This window comes from Longimicrobium terrae (genome assembly GCF_014202995.1).
In the GTDB taxonomy this organism is placed as follows: domain Bacteria; phylum Gemmatimonadota; class Gemmatimonadetes; order Longimicrobiales; family Longimicrobiaceae; genus Longimicrobium; species Longimicrobium terrae.
Genome location: NZ_JACHIA010000005.1, coordinates 268,349 through 292,121, shown reverse-complemented (window position 1 = coordinate 292,121; position 23,773 = coordinate 268,349). Strand labels below are relative to the sequence as shown.

Annotated in this window: 15 protein-coding genes; 11 read left to right on the top strand and 4 right to left on the bottom strand. The window is 68.5% G+C overall.

The features are described 5' to 3' along the window. Window positions 1-476: 476 nt before the first annotated feature. Complete coding sequence (locus HNQ61_RS11350) at window positions 477-5,786, bottom strand: RHS repeat-associated core domain-containing protein (RefSeq protein ID WP_170034582.1); 5,310 nt, start codon at window positions 5,784-5,786, stop codon at window positions 477-479. Between the two features lie 599 nt (window positions 5,787-6,385). On the opposite strand from HNQ61_RS11350, the gene HNQ61_RS11345 reads away from it, so the two are divergent. The 8 genes from HNQ61_RS11345 to HNQ61_RS11310 all read left to right on the top strand — a co-directional run bounded on the left by HNQ61_RS11345 (window position 6,386) and on the right by HNQ61_RS11310 (window position 15,952). Then, window positions 6,386-8,074: an acyl-CoA dehydrogenase family protein gene (locus HNQ61_RS11345; RefSeq protein ID WP_170034580.1), complete on the top strand. Its 1,689-nt coding sequence runs from the start codon at window positions 6,386-6,388 to the stop codon at window positions 8,072-8,074. Between the two features lie 161 nt (window positions 8,075-8,235). Beyond that, window positions 8,236-9,363, top strand: a complete 1,128-nt coding sequence (gene lipA, locus HNQ61_RS11340) for a lipoyl synthase (protein ID WP_170034578.1) — start codon at window positions 8,236-8,238, stop codon at window positions 9,361-9,363. A gap of 16 nt (window positions 9,364-9,379) precedes the next feature. Next, the gene (locus tag HNQ61_RS11335) at window positions 9,380-9,985 is read left to right on the top strand and encodes a Uma2 family endonuclease (RefSeq protein ID WP_170034575.1); all 606 of its coding nucleotides are present in this window, start codon (window positions 9,380-9,382) and stop codon (window positions 9,983-9,985) included. Window positions 9,986-10,207: 222 nt separating this feature from the next. Beyond that, window positions 10,208-11,374: a pyruvate dehydrogenase (acetyl-transferring) E1 component subunit alpha gene (gene pdhA / locus HNQ61_RS11330; RefSeq protein ID WP_205761473.1), complete on the top strand. Its 1,167-nt coding sequence runs from the start codon at window positions 10,208-10,210 to the stop codon at window positions 11,372-11,374. 1 nt (window position 11,375) lies between these two features. Continuing rightward, window positions 11,376-12,356 (top strand): pyruvate dehydrogenase complex E1 component subunit beta, encoded by a 981-nt coding sequence (locus HNQ61_RS11325; protein WP_170034573.1) that lies wholly within the window; start codon window positions 11,376-11,378, stop codon window positions 12,354-12,356. Window positions 12,357-12,447: 91 nt separating this feature from the next. Further along, window positions 12,448-13,788: a pyruvate dehydrogenase complex dihydrolipoamide acetyltransferase gene (locus HNQ61_RS11320; protein WP_170034571.1), complete on the top strand. Its 1,341-nt coding sequence runs from the start codon at window positions 12,448-12,450 to the stop codon at window positions 13,786-13,788. 278 nt (window positions 13,789-14,066) lie between these two features. Beyond that, entirely contained in the window at window positions 14,067-15,452 is a 1,386-nt protein-coding gene (locus HNQ61_RS11315) for an ABA4-like family protein (protein ID WP_183685648.1), read from the top strand. 38 nt (window positions 15,453-15,490) lie between these two features. Then, window positions 15,491-15,952 (top strand): hypothetical protein, encoded by a 462-nt coding sequence (locus tag HNQ61_RS11310; protein WP_170034569.1) that lies wholly within the window; start codon window positions 15,491-15,493, stop codon window positions 15,950-15,952. A gap of 134 nt (window positions 15,953-16,086) precedes the next feature. Here HNQ61_RS11310 and HNQ61_RS11305 read toward each other — a convergent pair whose 3' ends face one another. Then, the gene (locus tag HNQ61_RS11305) at window positions 16,087-17,772 is read right to left on the bottom strand and encodes a hypothetical protein (protein WP_170034567.1); all 1,686 of its coding nucleotides are present in this window, start codon (window positions 17,770-17,772) and stop codon (window positions 16,087-16,089) included. Between the two features lie 405 nt (window positions 17,773-18,177). Here HNQ61_RS11305 and HNQ61_RS11300 point away from each other — a divergent pair, with 405 nt between their 5' ends. Together HNQ61_RS11300 and HNQ61_RS11295 are read left to right on the top strand one after the other, a co-directional pair. Beyond that, entirely contained in the window at window positions 18,178-19,389 is a 1,212-nt protein-coding gene (locus tag HNQ61_RS11300; RefSeq protein ID WP_170034565.1) for a PPC domain-containing protein, read from the top strand. A gap of 44 nt (window positions 19,390-19,433) precedes the next feature. Continuing rightward, window positions 19,434-20,591 carry a PPC domain-containing protein gene (locus HNQ61_RS11295; RefSeq protein ID WP_170034563.1) on the top strand — a complete coding sequence of 386 codons (1,158 nt, stop codon included), beginning with the start codon at window positions 19,434-19,436 and terminating at the stop codon, window positions 20,589-20,591. 561 nt (window positions 20,592-21,152) lie between these two features. Here the strand turns inward: HNQ61_RS11295 and HNQ61_RS11290 are convergent. Continuing rightward, complete coding sequence (locus HNQ61_RS11290; RefSeq protein WP_170034561.1) at window positions 21,153-21,455, bottom strand: hypothetical protein; 303 nt, start codon at window positions 21,453-21,455, stop codon at window positions 21,153-21,155. Between the two features lie 56 nt (window positions 21,456-21,511). Next, window positions 21,512-22,018 (bottom strand): SRPBCC domain-containing protein, encoded by a 507-nt coding sequence (locus HNQ61_RS11285; RefSeq protein ID WP_205761471.1) that lies wholly within the window; start codon window positions 22,016-22,018, stop codon window positions 21,512-21,514. 246 nt (window positions 22,019-22,264) lie between these two features. On the opposite strand from HNQ61_RS11285, the gene HNQ61_RS11280 reads away from it, so the two are divergent. Further along, on the top strand, window positions 22,265-23,539 hold the full coding sequence (locus HNQ61_RS11280; RefSeq protein ID WP_170034557.1) for a DEAD/DEAH box helicase: 1,275 nt from the start codon (window positions 22,265-22,267) through the stop codon (window positions 23,537-23,539). Window positions 23,540-23,773 lie beyond the last annotated feature (234 nt).

Here is a 23,773-nt window from a genome sequence, read left to right as displayed (position 1 = left end):
TGAATACTCCTGTCGCCTGTGGAACCGATTCCGTGGACCAGTTCCCCGCAATCGATCCTTCATGTACTTCTCCCCTCAAGCTAAGTCCGCCATCAGTTACACGAGGGGCAAGTTCCATGATAAGCACACTGTCGCCGGACGCCTGGAACTCCCTGCCAGCAGGCGTAGGAGCACCTATTCGCACTCCGAATCCACGCAACTGACCACTGTAGACGCCGAGTGCACCAGAATCGGAGACAGAATCTACTCTCAACAAAAGAACAAGTGTATCCCGCAACGTGCCATGGTACTTTCTCGCGCTGGGGCTGAGATCTGGCCGCTCCCTCGCAACGAGAGTCAACCGGTAGATTTCACCCGCTTGCCAGAATACCGGATCGGCGCTGCGGCAAGCGCTTGCCAGACAGAGCGGTACACCGACCATTCGCATTGCTCGAAGAAGATTCATCACCACGGTCTCCGCAACTCTGGAACTGAGATCAGTAATATTGCCGAACCCCTAGCCACGCTCGCATAACGGACGGAAGTTGCGAGCGGACCGTGTTCTCAAAGTCTATGATACAGCCCGTTCCGCCCGGGTTCGGGTCGGCTCCACAGCTCGCGTCCAACTTTCCGTAGTACCCCCCAGCATGCCCCAGTTCGTGCCCTAGAGTAGCTGCCCAATTGTATCGCCAGTCGCGCCCCAATCTGGCGTTGTCGTAATTCGCTTGTTCAGTGAAAGAACGGCTCAGGAATATTTCGGACCATCCACCCGGTTGAGTTGGCGGGCTGAATGAGTTTCTTCCAATTTGATCCTCCTCCTCATTCCTCGCCTCGCGAATCAGAATACGAACCTTAGGATCTGCATCGAGTTCATCATAAAGGCGTCTGAACGCGCGCGAGTGATTCCTCAGGTAGGTGATGTTCATTTGTGCAATTCGACCTTGAACCTTGATTGAATCCACGCTCAAGCCATACGGATCAGAGTAGCTGACCGGGTCCCCCGCCGCGAACCCGTACGCGTTCAGCCCGCCCGCGAGGCCGATGGGGTCTTCCTGGCTGAAGCGGCCCGCCTGCGCATCGTAGTACCTGTTCCGCATGTACAGGTTTCCCGTCAGGTCCCGCTTGTTGTGCACCAGGCTCCCCACCCAGAAGTCCGGGTTGCCGGGCGGCGTGCCCCTCTGGCTGTTGTCCAGCCAGATGTGGCTGCCGGACCACTGCACCGCGGCCAAGCAGTACCAGTACATCCCGTTCACGTTTGGAAGCGCGCCCTGTTCGCTGGACCCGCCCGGCTGGTAACCGTCCACTGTCTCGAGGTCGCCTTCCGTGGTGGGCACCCGCGCGCACCGCTGCCGCTCGCCCGTGATGAACGTGCCCATCTTGTAGTCGCCCCGCCAGTTCGTGTGCGGGTAGATGGTCAGCGGCTGCATGCTGAGCGGGGCCTGCACGGTGTCGTACCGGGTGAACAGCGAGTCCCGGTAGTCGAACCGGTGCACCGCCAGGGGATGGTCCAGCGCCGCTCCGAACGTGTACGCCACCCGCCCGGTGGTGATCTGGTACGGCGGAAGCTGACCCGCGGGGGTCACGTCGCGCTCGGGATCCTCACCCCCGGCGCGAATCTCCCACAGCAGCCGGTCTCCATCCCACACCGTCCGCGTCACCTTGTCCAGGCACGCCATCTCGCAGATTTCACGGCTGCGCACCAGCACACGGCGCCCCAGCGCATCGTACCGGTACTCCTCGTACACCGACCGGTCACCCGCGCGCGGCATGTAGCACTTCATCTCCGTCGCGCCCAGCGGAAAGCGCCAGTAGACGCTGTGGGGAATGGATGCCGTGCTCCACGCGCACGCCTTCATGTCCACGACGCGCAGCCGGTCGGCCGGGTCGTAGTAGCTGACCCTGCCCTCGTTGCGGCGGGTGTTCACCATGCCGTCGTACAGGCGGCTGTCACTGGACCAGCGTGTGTTGCCCGCCGAATCAAACCGGACCTGACGGACCGCGGTGTTGTCGGCGTTCCACCCCGGCGCCCCAGCCTCGCTGACAAGCCGGCCCGTGCCCGCTTCGTACATCCGCCTCCGCACGTGCAGCTGCGGAATGTCCTGCGTGGCGTAGTCGAACTTTTCTTCCGTCGCGGTGTTGCCGAGCGCGTCCTGGATGTAGCCCTGCTCGGTGTACGAGGTCCCGTCTCCGATCCGCGACCACGCAAGGCTGCCCAGCCCCGAGTAGAAGTTCTGCACGGTGCCGATCTGCTGCTGCACGAACACCATCTTGCCGCGGGCGTCGTACACCATGGAGTCGGAATCCACCAGCCCCGGGCCGGGGATCGTCAGCCGCCTGCTGCGCAGTCGTCCCTCCCCGTCGTGCGCGTAAACTTCCGTCACTCCGTTCGGGTACAGTTCGCCCGTCATTTCACCCGCGACGTTGTAGGCGAACTGGTGCGTACCCACGGGATCCTGCACCGAGGCAAGCGCGCCCGTAGTGGGATCGTAGTTGTTATAGACGGTCCACCCGCCCGTGGGAGCCAGCGTGGCCGGGTGGACCAGGGCCGTCCGCCGCCCCGCCATGTCGTAGGCGTACCGCAGCCCGTACACGTGCTGCGTGGTGTCGCGCGTGGCGTACGTGGCGATGACCAGCGTGTCGCCCGAGATGGAACCATTGGGATTGTATCCCCGCCGCACGATGGCGTCGCGGTTGGCCGCGTACAACATGTTGCCCATCACGTCGTACGAGTACCGCTCCACATCCCCCTGCAGGTCGACCGTCCCGTTCGCGACCGTAGCGTTCCCCGACGCGTCCGTCCCGAACCGGGGGAACAGGAAGTTATTGGGCCCGCCGGCGGGAATAGTGTCGCGGCGAGATACCCCGGCTCCGGGGATGGTGCGGGTCCGCAGCCGGTTGGCTGCGTCGTAGGCAAGGGTGATGCGGTAGCCGCGACGCGACCGCGTGGCCACCACGTTCCCGGCGTTGTCGTACACCGTCGAGTCGCGCATTCCCTTGGCGTCGATCTCGACCGTCTTGCGCCCGGCGGCGTCGTACTCGAACCCGGTATGGAATACACCTACGTGCGCGGTGTCGGGCACGGCCCAGCGGCGCACGGCTGTCAGTTCGCCGTACGTGTTGTACACGTTCTCGACGTAGAGACGCTCCTCCGGCGTGGTCCATGGCGCACCGAGCGACGGATTGGTCGTGGCGATGGACATGGCCGGCCCGCGGCTGACCGTCAGCGCCACGCGGCCCGCCGAGTCATACACCACGCTGTCGCGGCGGAACAGGCCGTGCGCCGGGTCCACCGGGCTGGTGGTCATCCACGGGCGACCCAGGCCGTCGTTCACGTACTCGGTACGGATCTTGGTAGGGCTCACCGTCGAGGCCATGTTCCCGACGCCGTCGTAGTAGATGGAGTCGCCCATCACCCCGTGCTCCACGTTCGCCGGCGTGCGCACGGTGGCCGGCATCCCGGCGAAGGCGCTCCCCGCGGGATAGTACCCGTAGTTCACGCGGCGCCCGGCGTCGTTCCCCAGCTGCTGCCACAGCCGGTTCCCCGTCGCCGCGTCGTAGGCCATGGTGTCCTTGCCCACCAGCTGCGTCAGGGCACCGGTCGACGAGACCTCATAGCGGGCGATCCGCACCGGCGCGTCCCACGTGTCGTCGTAGAGCACGGTGGTCCGCGAGTTCCGCCCGTCGTTCAGCGGGTTGATCACCTGCGTCGACGTCACCCGGCCGCGCGCGTCGTACTCCGCGGTGGAGCGCAGTCCGTTGGGCGCCACCGTTTCCGTCGGCAGCGCGGGAAAGCGGGTATCCCCCCGGGTGACGGTGGTCACGGCCCCAAGCGGGTCCTGCGCCGCCACCGGCCCGCCCCAGCGGTCCAGCCAGAAGCGCGTGGTGTCCGCCGCGTTCTGGCGCGGCCCGTCGATGGTGGTGATGACCTGCGCGGCGGGGACGGGCAGGCCCATGTTGGGGTGCCCGCGCGTGGACGCGTTGTAGTACACGTACCCGATGTCCCTGGCCGGGTCGCCCATCCACACGGTCGCGCGGGACAGCTCCGCGCCCCAGTCGTACTCGTACCGCGTCGTGGTGCCGCGCAGGCTGATGCTCCGCGTCATCCGGCCGGGCTCGGTGTTTTCCCCGTACTGAAACTGCCGCGCCGGCACGCCCGGATCCTTTATCCACAGCTGCCGCCCCGTCGCGTCCGGACCCAGCGTGACGGTGCGGGCCGCGTTGCCCGCCAGGTCGGGCGAGGTCACGCGGTTCAGGCGGCCGTTCGCGTCGTAGTAGAAGCGGAACGGCGGCTTGTGCGCCAGGTAGCCCACGCCCGTGGGCGTGAACACGGCCTGCAGCCGTCCGGAGTCGTGCCAGAAGTGCGTATGCCGGTCCAGCACATCCACGGTGGCGATGTGGCTGCCGTCCGCGCTGTAGTAGATGCTGGCGCCGTTGCGCAACCGCCGCACGTACGCCGCGTCCTGGTAGGTGGTGTTGGTGCGGAGCGTATCCGGCCGCCCGCCCGGGTTGCGGGCCACCCAGATCCCGTTGTCGCGCGCCAGCGGACCCTGCTGGTACAGGCGCGTGCTCCCGTCCCCGCCCACCCACAGGATCTCCTTGTAGCCGTTGTTGCTGGGCGAGAGCACCAGCTGCTCCAGCCCGGCGAGCCACCAGCCCCGGCCGAACGGGCTGTTCCTGCGGTTCACGATGGCGAACCGTCCACGGCGGATCCAGTCCTGCGTCTGTCCGTCCGCGTAGGTGGCGGTAACCACGAGGAAGTAGTCGTACACGCCCGTGTTCTGTTCCAGCGCGTTGTAGCTCAGCGAGACGTGGCTGGTCTGCCCCGGGGTGAAGTTGCTCCCCCGCCAGGTAGCCTGCGCCTGCAGCACCCCCGCCTCCGGCATGCTGCGCCCGGTGTGAACGCGCACAGTCACCTGCGTCAGCGCGGCGCGCCCCGTCGGCGGCGTCACGTAGACGCCGAACGTGGGGATCGGGTGCGCCTGGTCGCTGCCGTACAGAAGCGTGGGGGCGCGGCTGCGGTTCAGCACGCGGACGGCGGGAAGCGCGTGCGCCACCCGCAGTTCGCCGCACTCGTATACGCCGTCCAGGCCGGCCGGCGCGCTCAGGCACTGGCCGCGCGAGGCATCCGTTCCCGTGCCCGGCACCACCATCACCGGCGCGCGCGAGTCCCAGTGCGTCACGGGGCGGCCGGGCACCGCGTCGCGCCCGAACTGCTCCGCCGGGTACCAGTCGGCCTGAATGGAGTCCACCACCTGCCGGTAGTTGCCAGCCGTGACCCGCGGGCTCCACTTGGTCACCTCCGCCGGGGTGGCGGGACGGTCCCACAGGTGGCGGAAGAGCGAGTCCACCGCCACATCGGCGCCGTGGCCGGTCACGAACGCCGCCTGGTACTCCGCCGACTTCGCCAGATCCGCCACCAGCGCCGCCACCGTTCCGCCCCCGGTGGAGATCCACGACACGCGCGCCGTGATCTCCGCCGGCGTCGCATCGCGGTCCAGCACCTGGCGGTACGCCATCCGCACCACCTCGCTGAGCGCGGGGAGCGGGGAGGGCGGCACGGGCGGCGTGGGCGGCGCGAACGCAGCCGCCATCCCGCTCGCGCCGGCGCCCGGCTTCGCGGCCGCATGCAGCTTGTCAGGATTGGAGGAGGATGAAGCCGCGTGCCCCGCGCTCGCCGCCGGTCGCGCGGGTGCGGATGGACGGGCCGCGAGTTCGCGCAGGCCCAGCCAGCCCGCGGCGGAGAGGAAGGGGACGAAAACGAGTACCCGCGCATGGCGGGCGAGGGCGGAGCGGGAGTGTTGCGGCATGGAAGCGTCTGGAAGGAATGCGGCCCGGGGAGGACGGGAGCCGCGCCGTGATGCAGACCGATGATAACCGCGCCCTTGAAAGGTTGTAAGCTGGCGCGTAATAGCGGTCCTGATGCCCGGAACCGTGGCCTGTACACTTCGGAATCCGACAAAAGACCTTCGCAAACGGCGGAAGATTTCCATTGTGCCGGATGAAGTCGCAATCGGCACTTGGGAGACAGAATCTCCCTTGAGCTTACCGATCAGTCGTGTGCGATTGTCACCGAGCTAAGTGCGGCAATCCACCGTTTGGAGACTCTATCTGCACAGGAGAAGAAACCCCTCCGGTTACTTTGAAATGCAGCACAAGAATGGGCTGCCCAAGAACAGTCGCGTAGCCCGGAGGCGGACGGGCCGCGGACCCGAGCCCGATGAGGGGTGTCGCCTGTCACGGCAGAAGAACCTGACAGCCGGCCGTGAGCCCGGCTGTCCATGATGGACCGCGCATCTTTCACGGAGATCGGCGGCGCCTGCTCGTTGCGATCCCGGGCATTTGACGGTGCACGGGCTCTGCATCAATGATCATGCGTCCGCCCCTCCCCAGACACACAACCCGCCCCATGCCCTTCACGCAGACCCCGCCCGCGCTCGCCAACCAGTACGACGATGACCGGGCGCTGCTCTCCCTCCTCGCGCGCCTGCTCCCGCCCGGCGTCCTGGCCGCTGTGGAACCGTCGCTCCGGGAGATGGGCCGCGTCTCCGCCGAACTGTATCCCGCGCAGCTGGCGGACCGGGCGAGCGAGCCCACGCTGACGCAGTGGGATGCATGGGGCAACCGCGTGGACCGCATCGAACTGACGCCCCTGTGGCGGCAGGCGGAGCGCATCACGGCCGAGCACGGCGTGGTGGCCGTCGCGTACGAGCGGGCGCACGGCGCGCTCTCGCGCATCCACCAGTTCGCGCTCGCCTACCTGTTCACGCCCTCCACGGACATCTACTCCTGCCCGCTGGCGATGACGGACGGCGCCGCGCGTGCCCTGCTCGCGTCGGGAAACGAGGAGCTGATCGCCCGCGCCGTCCCCCATCTCACCTCCCGCGACCCCGCCGCGGTCTGGACCAGCGGCCAGTGGATGACGGAAACCACGGGCGGCTCCGACGTGGGCCGCTCGGAAACCGTCGCGCGGCGGGACGCGGACGGCGGATGGCGCCTGCATGGCCGAAAGTGGTTCACCTCCGCCGCCACCTCGCAGATGGCGCTCACCCTCGCCCGGCCGGAGGGGAATCCGCCGGGAGGGGCTGGGCTCGCGCTCTTCTACCTGGAGCCGCGCGACGCCAACGGTCGGCTGCGGAACATCCGCATCGACCGCCTGAAGGAGAAGCTGGGGACGAAAAAGCTGCCCACGGCGGAGCTTACGCTGGACGGCGTGCCCGCCATCCCCGTCGGCGCGCTTTCCGGCGGCGTGCGCTCCATCGCGCCCATGCTGAACGTGACGCGCACGTGGAACGCGGTCAGCGCCTGCGCCCTCATGCGCCGCGGGATCGCCCTCGCCCGGGACTACGCGGCGCGGCGGGAAGCGTTCGGCACGCGCCTCATCCACCAGCCGCTGCACGCGGACACGCTCGCCGGGCTGCAGGCGGAGTTCGAGGGCGCCCTGCACCTTACCTTTCGCGTCGCCGAACTGCTCGGCCGCGACGAGGCGGGGGTGATGGAGGAGGGGGACCGCCCCCTGCTGCGCGTGCTGACGCCGCTCGCCAAGCTGACCACGGCGCGCCAGTCCGTTTCCGTCACCAGCGAGGTGGTGGAGGCGTTCGGCGGCGCCGGGTACGTGGAGGACACGGGGATCCCCATGCTGCTGCGGGACGCCCAGGTGCTCACCATCTGGGAAGGGACGACCAACGTGCTCGCCCTCGACACGCTGCGCGCCCTGTCGTCGCCCGGCGCGCCGGAGCGGCTGGCGGCGGAAGCGGCCTCGCTGGCCGCGGCCGTACGCGACCCGTCGCTCCGCGCCGTGGCGGAATCCGCGTCGTCCGCCATCCACGGAGCAATGGCGTGGCTCGGCGCGAACGTGGCGGACCGCGTGATGGTGGAGGCGGGCGCGCGGCGCTTTGCGCTCACCCTGGGGCGCGGGATGGAAGCCGCCCTCCTCGCCGCGCACGCGCAGTGGGCGCTGGACCGCGGGGACGCGCGCCCGGCCGCCGCCGCGCGCCGGTTGGCAGCAAACGGAATCGACCAGCTTCGTTCCGCTGATGTGGACGACGCGCGCCTGCTGGCCGAATCGCCCCCGCGCGGGATGGCGGAAAGGGACTGAACCGCGCTCAACGTGCAAGAAAGATGGGCCCCGGCGTTGCCCCAAGCGGCGCCGGGGCGTACCTTTGCACCATTCGCGAAACCCGGTTCCGCCCCGCGGCGTTGCGCCGTGGCCGGAGCCAACCGAGTGCAACGGTGGGGTTCGCCCCACGGAGCAGTCATATGAGCGGCATCTCCACGCCCGACGTCCCCGCGCGCGGCTACGCGCCCGCCGGCAAGGACAACGGGATCGTAAAGAGCAAGGGCACCGTCAACCTGCCGCGCCCCGACGGCAGCGAGCCGGTGGCCCATCGCGCGCGCAAGCCGGAGTGGCTCAAGGTCCGCGCGCCCGGAGGCACCAACTACCTGCGCCTGCAGTCGCTGATGCGGTCGCAGGGGCTGCACACCGTCTGCGAAGAAGCGCACTGCCCCAACATCGGCGAGTGCTGGGAAAGCGGCACGGCCACGTTCATGATCCTGGGCGACGTCTGCACCCGCGCCTGCAAGTACTGCGCGGTCGCCCACGGGATGCCCACCGAACTGGACTGGGATGAGCCGCGCCGCGTGGCCGATTCGGTGGTGACGATGGGGCTGGAGCACGCGGTGATCACCTCGGTGAACCGCGACGAGCTCAAGGACGGCGGCTCCACCATCTATGCCGAAACCATCCGCCAGATTCACGAGCGCGTTCCCGGCTGCACCGTCGAGGTGCTGATTCCGGACTTCAAGGGCAACGAGGACGCCCTGCGCAACGTCGTGGAAGCGCGCCCGGAGATCCTGGCGCACAACATCGACACGGTGGAGCGGCTGTCCAAGCTGATCCGTCCCGGCGCGCGCTACTGGCGCAGCATCAGCTTTCTGGGCGCGGTAAAGCGGATGAACCCGGCGCAGCTCACCAAGAGCGCCATCATCCTGGGGATGGGCGAGACCGAGGACGAGATCTACCAGTCCATGAAGGACCTGCGCGAGGCCTCGGTCGACATCCTCACGCTGGGCCAGTACCTGCGCCCGTCGGAGCACCACGTGCCGCTGGACCGGTGGGTGCACCCCGACGAGTTCCGCCGCTGGAAGGAAATCGGCGAGCGCGAGCTGGGCTTCGGCCACGTGGAAAGCGGGCCGCTGGTCCGCTCGTCGTACCACGCCAAGGAGCAGGCGCGCACCATCGACGCGGGCGGTCCGGGAAGCATTACGCAGATCCTGGAGGCCGACGTGGATTCCGGCGCGGTGATCGACCCCGAGGAAGCCGCGATCCGCGCCGCGATGGTGACGCCGCCCGCGCCGCGCTTGGTTCAGATCGGCGGCCTGCGCTGAACCGGAGGGAGCGGTCATGGCCACGAATCCGAAGAACGCGACGGTAACGCTGGACGACTTCATCGCGGCCGCCGAAGCCAGCGAGCAGCGGCTGGAGTTCGTCGACGGGCAGATCGTGGCCATGAGCGGCGCGTCCATCCTTCACGGGCGCATCGCCCAGCGTATCACCTCCTCGCTGGACCGGCAGTTGGAGAACTCCGGATGCGAGATTCTGCGCGATACGCTTGTGGCGGCGGGAGTAGCGGACAACAAGTTTGTGCCGGATGTCATCGTGTTCTGCGGCGAGCCGGAGTACGAACGGCTTCGCGGCATTGAGATGATGCTGAATCCGGTGGTTCTGATCGAGGTGCTGTCGCCCACGACGGCGAACTATGATCACGTGACCAAGTGGGAGAACTACCGCCGGATCCCGAGCCTGCGTGAGTATCTGCTGGTTTCGCAGGATCGGCCCCGGGTGGAACAGTACACCCGGCAGGACTCGCGCTTCTGGCGATTCAGCGAGACCGAGGGACGGGATTCGGAGATCCGCATCGAGTCGCTGAACGCCACGCTGAGCTTGGCGCGAATCTACGCCGGACTGCGGCTTGGGGCGGCGGAACAGGAAGAAGCGCCGGCGGAGTGATCCGCCGGCCAACGAAGGTCATGAGGGGCGGAATCGCGCCCGGCGGATGAGCGTGGTTCAGGGGTTGCAGCAGGACGCGCCCGCTGAGAAGGGCAGCAAATGCGGGACGGCGCCGGCGGGGAACTCTCCGTCGCGCCTTGGAGGGAGTACGGGGAGAATGTTCCGGCTCGGAACAAATGGCGGCACGGGGTGCCCGATCACCGCTACAGAGATAACGGACTGATGGCAGACGACAAGAAGAAGGACACCTCGGCCGCCGTGACGGAAACCGTCCAGGCGGAAGACCGGTCGCCGGAAGCGGCGGCGGAAGCGGGCGGCGAGCTCGACCGCGCGTCGCAGACGGAGCACAAGCCCCGCCTGTCGGACGAGGAGCGGATGCAGGGGCTGAGCCCCGATCAGCTCAAGAAAATGATGTACGACATGCTGCTGGCCCGGCGCCTGGAGGAAAAGGTGGCCGAAGCCTACGCCCTGGGCCGCATCGGCGGCTTCTGCCACCTGTACATCGGGCAGGAAGCGGTCGCCATCGGCGCCATCAGCGCGCAGACGCCCGACGACTACGTGATGACCGCCTACCGCGAGCACGTGCACGCGCTGCAGTGCGGCATCACCCCCGGCGCCATCATGGCCGAGCTGTACGGCCGCGCGGACGGCTGCAGCAAGGGCAAGGGCGGCTCCATGCACATGTTCAGCGCCGAGCACAACTACCTGGGCGGCCACGGCATCGTGGGCGGCCAGATTCCGCTGGCGCTGGGCGTAGCGTGGAAGATCAAGTACCGCAAGGAAGACCGCGTCATCCAGGTGTACTGCGGCGAGGCCGCGGTAAACCAGGGCGCCTTCCACGAGTCGCTGAACATGGCGGCGCTGTGGAAGATTCCCATGATCCTCATCGTCGAAAACAACCGCTTCGGCATGGGGACGGCGTGGGAGCGCGCGTCGTCTCTCTACGACATCTACCAGAAGGCCACGGCGTACGCGATGCCGTCCGCCGTCGCCGACGGCATGGACGTGCTGGACATGTACCGCGTCACGAAGGAAGCCGTCGAGCGCGCCCGCAGCGGCGGCGGCCCCACGCTCATCGAGGCGCGCACGTACCGCTTCGTGGGCCACTCCATGTCCGACCCGGTGAGCGGCGTGTACCGCACCAAGGAAGACGTGGAGAACGAAAAGGCCAACGACCCCATCCGCATCTTCGCCGACCTGCTGGCCAGGCAGAACATCCTGAGCCAGGAAGAGCTGGAAAAGATGGATGAAGAAGTGAAGCGGGTGTCCGAAGAGGCCGCCGACTTCGCCGAAAAGTCGCCGGAGCCCGAAGTGAGCGAGCTGTACACCGAGATCTACGCCGAAGAGAACGTCAACGGCCGTCTGTACTTCGACATGAGGGAACGCTGATATGGCGGTGATCACCTATCGCGAAGCGCTCAACCAGGCTCTCGCCGAGGAGATGGAGCGCGATCCCGACGTCTTTCTGATGGGCGAAGAGGTCGGCGTGTACAACGGCGCCTACAAGGTTTCCAAGGGGCTGCTGGAAAAGTTCGGCGACATGCGCGTGGTGGACACGCCCATTACCGAGCTGGGCTTTGCCGGCCTGGGCGTGGGCGCGGCCATGACGGGCATTCGCCCCGTCATCGAGTTCATGACCTGGAACTTCGCCATCCTGGCGTTTGACCAGATCTTCAACTCCGCCGCCAAGATGCGTTCGATGAGCGGCGGCCAGTTCAAGATGCCCATCACCTTCCGCGGCCCCACGGGCGCGGCGCTGCAACTGGCGGCGCAGCACTCGCAGGCGCTGGAGTCGCAGGTGGCGCACTATCCGGGCGTCAAGGTGGTGGTCCCCGGCACCCCGGCGGACGCCAAGGGACTGCTCAAGGCCGCCATCCGCGACGACGACCCGGTGTGCGTCTTCGAGGGCGAGATGCTGTACAACCTCAAGGGCGAGGTTCCGGAGGATGACGACTACATCATCCCCCTTGGCGTGGCCGACCTCAAGCGCGAGGGAAGCGACGTCAGCATCATCACGCACGGCAAGATGATCCACACCGCGCTGCAGGCCGCCGCGCAGATGGAAAAGGACGGCGTGAGCGTGGAGGTGCTGGACCTGCGCTCGCTGCGCCCGCTGGACACCGACGCCATCATGCGCACGGTCGCCAAGACCAACCGCGTGGTGCTGGTGGAAGAGGGCTGGGCGTTCGGCGGCATCACGGCGACGATCGCCGCGATGATCCAGGAAGAAGCGTTCGACATGCTGGACGCGCCCATCCTTCGCGTCACCCAGGCGGACGTGCCCATGCCGTACGCCAAGGCGATGGAAAAGGCCGCCAAGCCCAGCGTTGAGCTGGTGATTCAGAAGCTGAACCAGGTCCTTTACCGATAGTGCGTCAGTGCCGGGTGCGTGAGTGCGGAAGGGTTTCGCACGTACGCACTCACGCACGCCGCACTCACGCACTTTCGAACCGAAGCAGACGATGGCGACGAAAGTCTACATGGAGGCCCTTTCCCCCACGATGGAGGAAGGGCGCCTGGTCACCTGGCTCAAGGCCGAGGGCGACGAGGTAAAGGAGGGCGACGTCCTGGCCGAGGTGGAAACCGACAAGGCCACCATGGAGCTGGCGGCCCGCGGATCCGGCGTGCTGCGCAAGCGCTTCATCAACGAGGGCGACACGGCCAACGTGGGCGTGATGATCGCCATCGTGGCCAAGGCCGACGAGGACATCTCCGCGCTGGAAGGCGGCGGCACCTCCGCCCCGGCCCCCGCGGCGGAAGCACCCAAGGCCGAGGTTCCCAAGGCGGAAACGGCGGCTCCGGCGGCGGAAGCGCCCAAGGCCGAGCCCGCACAGGCAGCGGCTCCGGCCGCCGCCGCGGCGCCCGCTCCGGCGGAAGCCGCGCAGGGCGAGGGCGGACGCGTCAAGGCGTCGCCGCTGGCCCGCAGGCTGGCGGCCGAGGCGGGGCTGCAGGTGGGCGCCGTGCAGGGCACCGGCCCCGGCGGCCGCGTGATCCGGCGCGACATTCAGGACGCCGTCGCGCGCGGCGGGCAGCAGGCAGAGGCGCAGGCCTCCGCGCCGGCCCAGGCTGCCGCGCAGCCGGCGGCCGCGGCGGTGGCGCCCACGACGGACGCGCGCTTCCGCGAGCACCCCATCAGCCAGATGCGCAAGGCGATCGCGCGGCGGCTGGCGCAGTCCATCGGCCCGGTGCCCACCTTCTACCTCACGGTCGAGGTGGACATGGGCGAGGCGATGGCGCTGCGCGGGCGCATCAACGAGCGCTTCGCCAAGGAAGGCATCAAGACCAGCCCCAACGACCTGGTCATCAAGGCCGTGTCGATGGCGCTGCGCCGCCACCCGTTCGTGAACGCGGCGTGGACGGGCGATTCCATCCACCTGTACGAGCAGGTGCACATCGGCGTGGCCGTGGCGATCGAGGAAGGGCTCATTACGCCCGTCATTCGCGACGCGGACCGCAAGGGTGTGGGCGAGATCTCGGCCGAGGTCAAGGAACTCGCCGGACGCGCCCGGGAAAAGAAGCTGAAGCCCGAGGAGTTCACGGGCAGCACGTTCAGCATCAGCAACCTGGGGATGTTCGGCATCGAGGAGTTCACCGCCATCATCAACCCGCCGGAGGCCGCCATCCTGGCCGTGGGCGCCATCGGGCCCAAGGTGGTGGTGGATGACAGCGGGGAGATGGTCGTCCGCCAGCGCATGCGCATGACGCTGAGCTGCGACCACCGGGTGATCGACGGCGCGACCGGCGCGGCGTTCCTGCAGACGCTGAAGCAGTATCTGGAAGAACCGATGATGATGGTCGCCTGAGCGCGGCCATCGCCATCGGATGAACGAAATCGCGGATGCCGCCCTGGTGCGGCATCCGCGATTTTGTTCCGGTGCCGCCCCCGCAAAAAAAAGAGCATCACGCAGAGCAGCAGAGCAGCAGAGAGAACAGACAAGACGGTTGATCGTCTTCTTCCATCTTTTCTCTGCGCCTCTGCTGCTCTGCGTGAGGTCCTCTTTTCCCTCCGCCGAAACACGGGCGCCCGTTCCGACGTTCCCATGCAGTCGGCTGTTCCCCCGCCTCCCCGGAGTTCGCCCCGATGTACATGACTCTGTTCAGCATCGCCGGCGTGGCGATGATCGGCTGGCTGCTGCTCATCCTGCTCCCCACTTTTCGCGTCACGCGGTGGATCGCGGAGCGCGCCGTCTTCCCCATCTTCCTTTCCATCATCTACCTGGCCGGCATCGTTCCGCTGTTCGCGCGTCTGGGGCCGGGGATGATGCGCGACTTCGGCAACGCGGAGGGCGTGCTGCGCCTGCTGGCCATGCCGGACGTGGCATTGGTCGCGTGGATCCACATCCTGGCGTTCGATCAGGCCGTGGCGCTGTGGATCTACCGTGACAACATGCGCGAACGCTGGCTGCCGCTCCCCGTGCAGTCCGTCGTTCTGTTCACGACACTGATGTTCGGGCCGGTGGGGCTGCTGGCGTACCTGGCCCTGCGCGGCCTGAGCCGAAGCCGCCGCACCGCGCACGCGGAACCCGCGGAGACCACGCCGACGGTCGATCGCATCAGCGCGCGGGACGGCGTCGTGACCGCCGCGCGTCTGGCGGTGTCGCGGGCGATGGCGCTGTACCGCCGCGAGCGGGTGCTCACCGCGCTGGCCCTGCTCGGGATCGTTCTTGGGATGGGATGCGCGGCGGCGATCGTGGTGCGCGGGGGCGAGTTCGTCGCCCCGGAAGGCCATCTGCAGAAGGCGATGACGTTCGACATCGCGGTCGGCATCTACCTGCTGACGCTGATCCTGTTTCTCCCGCTCGCCCGCTTCAGCGCCCGCGGGCTGATGGCGTGGCGCACCGCCAACGTGGTGCTGGTGGCGTACGCGTTCGCGCTGGAGAACGTGCAGATCGCGCGCGGGCTGGATCCGCGCTTTACCCGGGCGGGCGCGGTGGCGGACCAGATTCTGGGCGGCGTCTTCTTTCTGACCGCGGTGGGGCTGATCGTGCTCTTCGCGGTGCAGGCGTGGAAGATCCTGCGGCGCCGGATGGACGGCGCGGACGGCGCGCTCCTCCTTTCCCTCCGCTACGCCGCCGTGGCCACCTTTGGCGCCGCCTTCGCGTCCGGGCTGTGGATGAGCACGGTCGCCGGATCGCGAGTGGGCGAGGGAAGCATCCTTCCGCTTCACGCCATCGGCTTTCACGGGCTGCAGGCGCTTCCCGTAGTCGCCATCCTGCTCACCTGGGCGGGAATGGATGGGGCGCGCACACGCGGGCTGGTGCACGCTGCGGGGTTGGCGTGGCTGGCGGCGTGCGCGGGGATCGCGTGGCAGACGGTGGCGGGCCGCCCCGTGCTGGAGCCGTCGCCGGGGATGGTGGTCGCGGCGGGGGCGCTGCTGGCGTGGGCGTGCGTGGCGGTGATCGCCGGGCGCGCGTGGCTGCGGGCGGATGCGGCGGCTCCGGCCCGCTCCGTGCTCCCGGCCACCTGATCCGCGATCTGACGATCAACCGCACGCGCACCGGACCGATGAACTCCGCTGATTGCAGGCTTTTGCCCCGCCCCGCCGTCCTGGCGCTCACCGCGGCGCTGGGAGGGTGCGGCCTCTCCGTCTCCCCGCCGCCGCAGGCCCATCCCGCGCCGGTGGTGCTCAACCGCGGCGAGGAGACCCGCGGGCGGCTGGAGGAGAGCGACCCGCAGGCGGAAGATGAATCGTATTACGACGAGTACGAGGTCCGCGGCAGGCCGGGCGAGCGGGTGACGCTGGTGATGCGCTCCACGGAGTTCGACGCCTTTCTGGCCGCGGGCTCCGGCGCGGGCGCGCTGTGGCGGCAGACGGCAGGCGATGATAACGGCGCGGGCGGAACGGACAGCCGCCTGGTCCTTACGCTTCCCGACGCGGGGAGGATCGTCGTGCGCGCCAATTCGCTGGACCCGCACAAGACGGGCGCGTACCGCATCACCATCGAAGCCGCCACGCCCAGCATCTGATCGGCCCCGCGCTCCACGCCGGGTCACACACCCTCGCGGAGGACGGGCGATCACGTGGAGGTCCGCTCCGCCCGATCATCATCCGAAAGAACGGTTCGTCAGCGCATCTCAGGCGTCCGTGCGGTGGAGAGGCGCTACCGCGGCGCGGCGGCGACGGCGCGGCCCTGGCCCGGGCGGCGCGGAACGTGGCGCACCTCGTACAGCAGGCGCCCGCGCTCCGGATCGCGCGGGTTGTGCGCGTAGTCCCAACGGCGCACCTCCATGTGGAACTCGCGCACGCGCCGCCCGGGCGCGGCGTGCCGGTCGGCGCGCTCGGCCGCCACGTCCAGAAACTCGCGCAGCCGCGTGATGCGCGCCGTGTCCGTGTCCCACGAGCGCAGCAGCCAGCGGTAGCGCGAATCCGCCACCGCGCCGATCCAGTTCTCGAATTTCGCTGGCTCGCGCTTCCCATCCTCGTACACCACCATCGGACGCACGTACTCCACGGGCTCGCGCCGGTGCACGCCGCTGAACATCTGCATCGCCGTGAACGGAAAGCGCTCCGTCCGCGTGGCCCAGCACCCCACGGCGATCAGCAGAAACGCCTGCGCCAGCCGCGCCTGCCGCATCACCGGCCGGCCGGCGTCCAGCGCCCCGTCCATCGCCATCGACGCCGCCACCCGCGCCTTTCCCGCCCATGCCGCGACCCGGTCGCGCACCGGCGTCCAGTCGTAGAACACGGCCTGAATGGCGATCAGGTCGGGAAACAGAATGTTCTGCAGCAGCAGGATGCCGACGTGCATTCCCGCCATCACCACCGGCAGCACCAGCCGCGCGGCGCGGTTTACGAGAACGAGCACAAAGGTCAGCTCGCCCATGAGCGCCACAAAGCCCAGCACGCCAAAGATCCACAGCGGCAGGCGGATCATGTAGAAGACGACCTGAAAGTCGAAGTGCATGGGCTCCAGCACCCCCGCCATCAACCGCTGCTCCATGTAGTCGCCGCGCCACCACATGAACCCGCCCTTCCGCAGCTTGCTGAGCGCGGCGAGCGTGTACGGGAGCGCAATGGCCATCCACACCAGGTACCGGCCGATGGCGTAGCGCAGCCGCGGCACTCGCGCGGGCTCCACCGGCAGGCCGCGGCGCGCGCGCAGCCAGCGGTCCGCCGACCAAGCGTCCGCGCAGGGCGTAAACGACAGCAGAAGAAGGCAGTACAGCGGAATGACGCCGGTGTGGTAGCCCCATGCGTAGCTGCGCAGAATGCTGGCGAACAGCATGTACGCCACCGCCGCCGCGGGCACCGTCCATCGTGACCACACTCCCGCCATTGCCGCCACCAGCAGCACGGCCGTCGCCCACTCGAACACGCGCAGCGACGGCTCGCTCGCCAGGAACGCGTCGAAGCCGATGGGCAGGCCGTGCAGCAGCTCCACCAGCCACTGGCCGTTCATCTTCAGCATGCCGCGGGGGAGCGCGGCGCTGCTCGGCAGGTCTTCCCACGCCACGCTGGCCAGGAGGATGAGCGAGATCCACACGCGGATAGCCGCCAGCGCCTCCGCCGTGGCCGGCTGCAGCCACCGCCCGATGCGCTCCGGACCCAATGCCGCCACCGCGGGAACGGTGATGGCGAGCACACCCAGGATCAGGACGCCGTCGCGCAGGTGCGCGCGCCAGTCCGCCAGCACGGGTGTGAGGACGGAGTTCGCGCCCAGCAGGTGGATGAGCAGCGGCGCGACCAGGCCGGCGCCGATGAGCCAGAGCAGCGCCGCGAACAGCGGAAACCCGGCGATGCGCCGGGGAGTCCATCGGCCGGCCGGGCGGACTTCGGAAACGTTCATCGGATTGCGGTACGCGCGGCGGCCGGAAGCGGCGGCCGCGAAAGGTCGGTCAGAATCGGAACGGATGCATCCGCCGTGGCGGGAAGTGCTTTCCACGACGGCGGTTCAGCGACATCAATCTACAGCGATCCCGGTGGATGAACAGCGGCCGGACCGCGGGCCTCCGCACCCGCTGCGTATGCCGCCCGCCCGCCTCCGGATGGATCGCCCGGCCCTGCGGTTTGGCCCGCATGGCTCGCCCGCGCGCAGAGCGGGAACTTGCTGGAACAGAAACAGGTAGCAGGGCCCCGAAGATCGTGGACCGGCAGGGGCGACCGCTTTCGCGTCCACGTCGGGGGCGTAGATTACGCGCTGGCTCTCATTCTGCTACATACCCTCCGCGTCCGGCGGGCGACGCGCGCCCGCATGATCCGCATCAGACGCACGGGAAGCCTTCGCATGGTCCGCATCACGTCTTTTCTTCTCCTCGCCGGCACCGCGCTGGCCGCGCCGCTGCACGCGCAGGAGCCGCTGCGCGTGGGCCAGAACACCGCGGGAAGCCTGTCGTCCGCCGACCCGCGCATGGAGGACGGACAGTCGTACGACGCGTGGCTGCTGCAGGGGCGCCCCGGCGAGCGCGTGATCGTGCGGATGACGTCGGAGCAGTTTGACACCATGCTGCACGCGGGCCCGGCGCAGGGCGAGTGGACCCCCACGGAAAGCAACGACGACGCGGGCACCGGAACCAACTCGTACATCCTGGTGACGCTGGACCGCGCCGGCCGCTCCCTGCTGCGCGCCTCCGCGCTGGAAGCCGGGCAGAGGGGCGCGTACCAGCTCGTCACCCGCGCGTGGCGCGATCCGTCCACCACGCCGCTCGCGGTGGGCCGGCGGGTGTCCGGCACGCTGGACGACAACGACTTCGCCGCCGCCAACGGGCCGGAAGACCGCTACACGCTGCGCGGCACCGCGGGGCAGACCGTGACCGTCAGCGTGGAATCCAGCGACTTCGACACGCAGGTTTCCATCGGGCAGCCGGTGGACCAAGCGTGGGAGGAGCTGGGGGGGAACGACGATCGCGGCGAGGGAACCAACTCGCAGGCCGTCTACACCTTTCCCGAAACCGGCGTCTACCAGGTGGCCGTCTTCGCCTTTGACGCCGGGCTCGGCGCCTACACCGTGCGCGTGGAGGAGGGCGACGTCGCCGAGCCGGAATTGGAATCGGAAGATGTCGAGATGGAGGACACCATTGCCATGCCGGACGGCGGGGCTGATGGCGTCCTCGCGGACTTCCCGGTGGAAACGCTGCGGCCCGGCACCCCCGCCAGCGGGGAGCTCACCGCCGCGCATCCCACGATGGAAGACGGCTCGCACTACCGCGACTACGCCTGGGACGGGCGCGCGGGCGATCAGGTGACAGTGGACCTGTCGTCGGACGACTTCGACTCGTACCTGTACCTGGGAACGGGGACCGGGGAGTCGTTCGAAGAAATCGACAGCAATGACGACGGCGGGCAGGACCAGGACGCGCGGCTGGTGGTGACTCTTCCCCGCACGGGGACCTTCACCATTCGCGTCAATGCGCTGAGCGAGGGTGAAACCGGGGCGTACGTGCTGGTGGCACGGTCCCGTCGCTGAAGGTGCGCCCTGCGCACCTCTCCTTTTTCCTTTCAGGAACACACATGAGCACCATCAAGCGCGGGGCGGCGGCACTGGCAGTGATCTGCGCGACGGCGGCGTGCGCGCCCGGCGGCATGGCGACCGGCCCGGCCGAGGGCGGCCGCATCGGCGTGGGGCAGCGGCTGCAGGGCTCGCTCAGCGGCAGCAACCCCAGCGCGCTGGAGCGCGGGCCGTTTCGCGCCTACCGCTTTGACGCGGCCAAGGGGCAGCGTCTGGTCGCCACCATGGAGTCCGGCGACTTCGACACCTATCTGACCGTCGCGCGCATGATCGGTCCGGTGATGGAAACGGTGAAGAGCGACGACGACGGGGGCGGCGACACCAACTCGCGCGTGCGCTTCACCGCGCCGGAAAGCGGCTCGTACCTGCTGATCGCGCAGTCGCTTCCGGAAGACGGCGCCGGCAGCTACACCCTGGCGCTCAACCCGGCCCCCGCCTCCAACGCCACGGTGCTGCCGCTGACGCTGGGCCAGCGCGCCACCGGGCAGATCAGCGAAACGGACGAGATCGACGACGAGTCCGAGCGCCCGTACGACACCTACACCTTCCGCGGCCGCGCCGGACAGCGCGTCACCGTGAAGATGGAGGCGGAGGACTTCGACACGTACCTGGACCTGGGGCGGATGGAGAACGGCGCCTTCACGTCGCTGGCCACGGACGACGACGGCGCGGGTGAAGGCACCAACTCCCGCCTGCGCTTCGTGATTCCCGCCGACGGCGACTACGTGATCCGCGCCAGCGCGTACGGCGAAGACGGCACCGGCGACTACATCGTGTCGATGGAAGAGCGCCAGGCGGTGGTGCACACGCCGCAGCCGGTGCGCGCGGGCGTCACGGCCACGGGCACGCTGGAAGACGACGACATGGCGCTGGAGTCCGACGGCTCGTTCTACGATGCATGGACGTACGCCGGGCGCGCCGGCGAACAGATCAAGATCACCATGGCGTCCGAGGCGTTCGACACCTTTGTGACCATCGGGCGGATGGTGAACGGCGAGTTCGAGGAGGTCGCCAAGATGGATGACGGCGGTGAGGGCACCGACACCCTGCTGGAAGTGACGCTTCCCGCCGACGGCGAGTACGTGATCCGCGCCAACTCGTACCAGAGCGGCCAGACGGGCGACTACACGCTGCGGGTGGAAAGCTCGCGCAACCGCTGATCGCTGATCCGCTGATCCGCTGATCGGCACGCGGTCGATCGATCAAACCGCCCCCGTCCACGCCGGACGGGGGCGGTTTGCGTTTCTGCGGTTGGGTGCGGGATGGTTGCCGGTGTTTGCGGCGAGTTCACGGGCGGCCCCCACCCGGGCCGGCACCACCAGCCCACCCTCCCCCAAAAAAGACTGGGGGAGGGTTGGGGCGGGGCGGATGGTTTGGTGCGGGCAGCTGAGATCGGCGCGTGGGCGAATGCCGTGGAACGAATGAATCCGCCGCTCCGGAAGCGGGGACCCCCGACACCGGCCGCTGGCGCGTCCGGTTCGGGGCTTCAACAGCACAAAACCGCGTCGCCGGTGCCGCCGTCTGCCGCCGCGCTGAGGTCTCCCCCTCTCCCGCTTGCGGGAGAGGGGGCCGGGGGGAGAGGGCTGCCCGCGGCCGCGCCGGGTTATCCGGAGTACACGATTCCACCGTCAGGATATCCCATCAGGCGATTTTGATGAAGAAAGACGAGGGGAGGCACCGGCCGCCCCTCGCTCTCGTCCCGCCATCACCCATCAACAACCCTACTCGGCCGCGGCTCCCGCAGACCCCGCGGCTTCGGCGACGACCTTGTTCGCCCACAGCCTGCGCGCGTCGCCGTTGGGGCGAATGCGCCGCGCCTTGCACCACGCGCGAAACTCGTCCGCATCGATTACGGCGCGCATGCCGCGTCCGCGCGTGCGGGCAAGCAGCGTTTCGGCGGCCTGCAACCACGCATCGTACGTCACCGGCAGGTTGCCGCCGTCCGTCATCAACGCCCGGATCGCGCCGTACTGCTCGCGCTTGTACCAGGAGATTCCGATTCTGCTGATCCCAGCTTCTTCCATCCACCCATCTCCTGAAACGTTCTTTGAATGACCCGCACGGGCCGTGATGCACGCGATCAATGATGTCCGGCTCGGGCCTGTCCGTCCCGCGCCGTTTCGACATAGCGCGCGAGCTTCTCCAGCGACGAGCGGGTGCCCTCGTCGTTGTCCTCCGGCCGGATTCCGGGCGGCAGGCCGCGGAACGCGATGGTCACCTCCGTTCCGCCGGGCCGCTCCTCCAGCGTCGTCTGCATGATCATCTCGCCGGCGAACGCGGGATCATCGGACTCGAAGTCGATCGCCAGCACCACGCGCGACGGCGGATCGAGTTCCACGAAGCGCGCCGTGTAGCGGTCTTCGCCCTCTGCCGTCTTGCCGTGCCCGTCCCCCATGGATTTCGGATAGTAGAGCGACATCACGTATCCGCCGCCCACGCGCAGATCCCACTGGTGCACGCGCCCCGTCATCCCCTCGGGCGCCAGCCAGGCGGCCAGCGCGTCCGGCCGGGTAAACGCGTCGTACACCGCCTGCCGCGGCGCGCGTACCAGCCGCGAAGTGCTCGTTGAGGAGGCGGAACCGGTCACAGAACGACGATGGGATGCGGACGAAACGGAACCGGGCATGGAACGGATTCGTTCCGTCATCCGCAGGAGGGGCAACATCCGTGCACGCGGGCGCGGCCCCGTGGCGCAAATTGCCCCTTTCCACTATCTTACAGGATTGTTTGAACGAACACATCCACGATGCGGCCGCGGCGAACCGCGGCCACCCTGCAATTCGGACCCGGAAGTGACGAGCCCGGGCCACCTGCGGACGACACAAGAGAGAACATGCAGTTTACTGAACTGAACCTTGCGCCGGAGCTCCTGCGCAACGTAGTCGCGATGGGCTATGTAACGCCCACGCCCATTCAGCAGCAGGCCATTCCCGCCGCCCTCGAAGGCCGTGACGTACTGGGCAAGGCGCCCACCGGCACGGGCAAGACGGCGGCGTTCATGCTTCCCACCCTGCACCGCCTGCGCGGCAAGGAAGGGCTTCGCTGCCTGGTTCTGTGCCCCACGCGCGAGCTGGCCATTCAGGTGGCCGACAACGCGCGGCAGTACGCGGTGAACACCGAGATGTTCGTGGGCATCGTGTACGGCGGCGTGCCGCTGGACAAGGACCTGCGCGACCTGCGCGCCGGCGTCGAGGTTCTGGTCGCCACGCCGGGCCGCCTGAACGACCATCTGGAGCGCGGCAACGTCGACCTCAGCAACATCGAAGTGCTGATTCTGGACGAGGCCGACCGCATGCTCGACATGGGGTTCAAGCCCCAGATCGACAACATCCTGCGGCGCTGCAAGCGCACCGGGCGGCAGACGCTGTTCTTCAGCGCCACCATGCCCAACTCGGTGAAGTCGCTGGCGTACGAGATGCTGAACGACGCCGTGACGGTGGAAGCCGCGCCCAAGGTGACCACCGCGGAAGGCGTGGAGCAGTTCGTCTACCCGGTGGAGCCCAGCAAGAAGCCCGAGCTGCTGCTCAAGATCCTCAAGCAGGAAGAAGTTCGTTCGGCGCTGGTGTTTACGCGCACCAAGTTCGGCGCGGACCGCCTGGCCGGGCAGCTGACGCGCGCCGGGCTGACGGTGGAGACGATGCACAGCGACCGCAACATGGCCCAGCGCGTCCGCGCGCTCGAGTCGTTCCGCGCGGGCGAGGTCAAAATCCTGATCGCGACGGACGTGGCGCAGCGCGGCATCGACGTGGACGGCATCAGCCACGTCATCAACTACGACGCGCCCAAGGACCCCGAGGGCTACGTGCACCGCGTGGGACGCACGGCGCGCGCGGGCGAGACGGGCGTGGCCATCACCTTCATGTCGGGCGGCGAGATCGGCGACGTGGCGGCGGTGGAGCACCTGGTGGGCGCGCGGATTCCGCGGGTGAACGTGCCCGGGTTCAGCGTGTTCAGCGAGGAAGGCAGCGAGACCACCACGGTCACGATGAACACCAAGCCCACGCAGAAGGAAGCGCGTGCGTCGCGCGGTCGCCGCATGGGCAAGAACGCCGGCAAGGACCTGTCGCCCGAGGAACTGGCCAAGCTGCTGGGCGCTTCGGCGGCCTGAGCAACGGCTGGTTGATGGACGGAACGGGGCGGCTCTCCACGCGAGAGCCGCCCCGTTTGTCGTTGCTGCCGGGATGGGTGCAGCGGAGGAATCTGGATGTGGCCGGCGGGGTGGCGCGCGTCCGCGAGTGACGCCCTCACCCCGCGCGCTGCGCGCGACGACCCTCTCCCACGAACGGATGTGGGAGAGGGAGCACACCCCAGACGCGTGCGGCGGGCGGGCTCCACGGCGGCC

Coding starts and splice junctions, on each gene's coding strand:
- HNQ61_RS11350 (WP_170034582.1), bottom strand. CDS start 5,786: ATGCCGCAACACTCCCGCTCCGCCCTCGCCCGCCATGCGCGGGTACTC.
- HNQ61_RS11345 (WP_170034580.1), top strand. CDS start 6,386: ATGCCCTTCACGCAGACCCCGCCCGCGCTCGCCAACCAGTACGACGAT.
- lipA (WP_170034578.1), top strand. CDS start 8,236: ATGAGCGGCATCTCCACGCCCGACGTCCCCGCGCGCGGCTACGCGCCC.
- HNQ61_RS11335 (WP_170034575.1), top strand. CDS start 9,380: ATGGCCACGAATCCGAAGAACGCGACGGTAACGCTGGACGACTTCATC.
- pdhA (WP_205761473.1), top strand. CDS start 10,208: ATGGCAGACGACAAGAAGAAGGACACCTCGGCCGCCGTGACGGAAACC.
- HNQ61_RS11325 (WP_170034573.1), top strand. CDS start 11,376: ATGGCGGTGATCACCTATCGCGAAGCGCTCAACCAGGCTCTCGCCGAG.
- HNQ61_RS11320 (WP_170034571.1), top strand. CDS start 12,448: ATGGCGACGAAAGTCTACATGGAGGCCCTTTCCCCCACGATGGAGGAA.
- HNQ61_RS11315 (WP_183685648.1), top strand. CDS start 14,067: ATGTACATGACTCTGTTCAGCATCGCCGGCGTGGCGATGATCGGCTGG.
- HNQ61_RS11310 (WP_170034569.1), top strand. CDS start 15,491: ATGAACTCCGCTGATTGCAGGCTTTTGCCCCGCCCCGCCGTCCTGGCG.
- HNQ61_RS11305 (WP_170034567.1), bottom strand. CDS start 17,772: ATGAACGTTTCCGAAGTCCGCCCGGCCGGCCGATGGACTCCCCGGCGC.
- HNQ61_RS11300 (WP_170034565.1), top strand. CDS start 18,178: ATGATCCGCATCAGACGCACGGGAAGCCTTCGCATGGTCCGCATCACG.
- HNQ61_RS11295 (WP_170034563.1), top strand. CDS start 19,434: ATGAGCACCATCAAGCGCGGGGCGGCGGCACTGGCAGTGATCTGCGCG.
- HNQ61_RS11290 (WP_170034561.1), bottom strand. CDS start 21,455: ATGGAAGAAGCTGGGATCAGCAGAATCGGAATCTCCTGGTACAAGCGC.
- HNQ61_RS11280 (WP_170034557.1), top strand. CDS start 22,265: ATGCAGTTTACTGAACTGAACCTTGCGCCGGAGCTCCTGCGCAACGTA.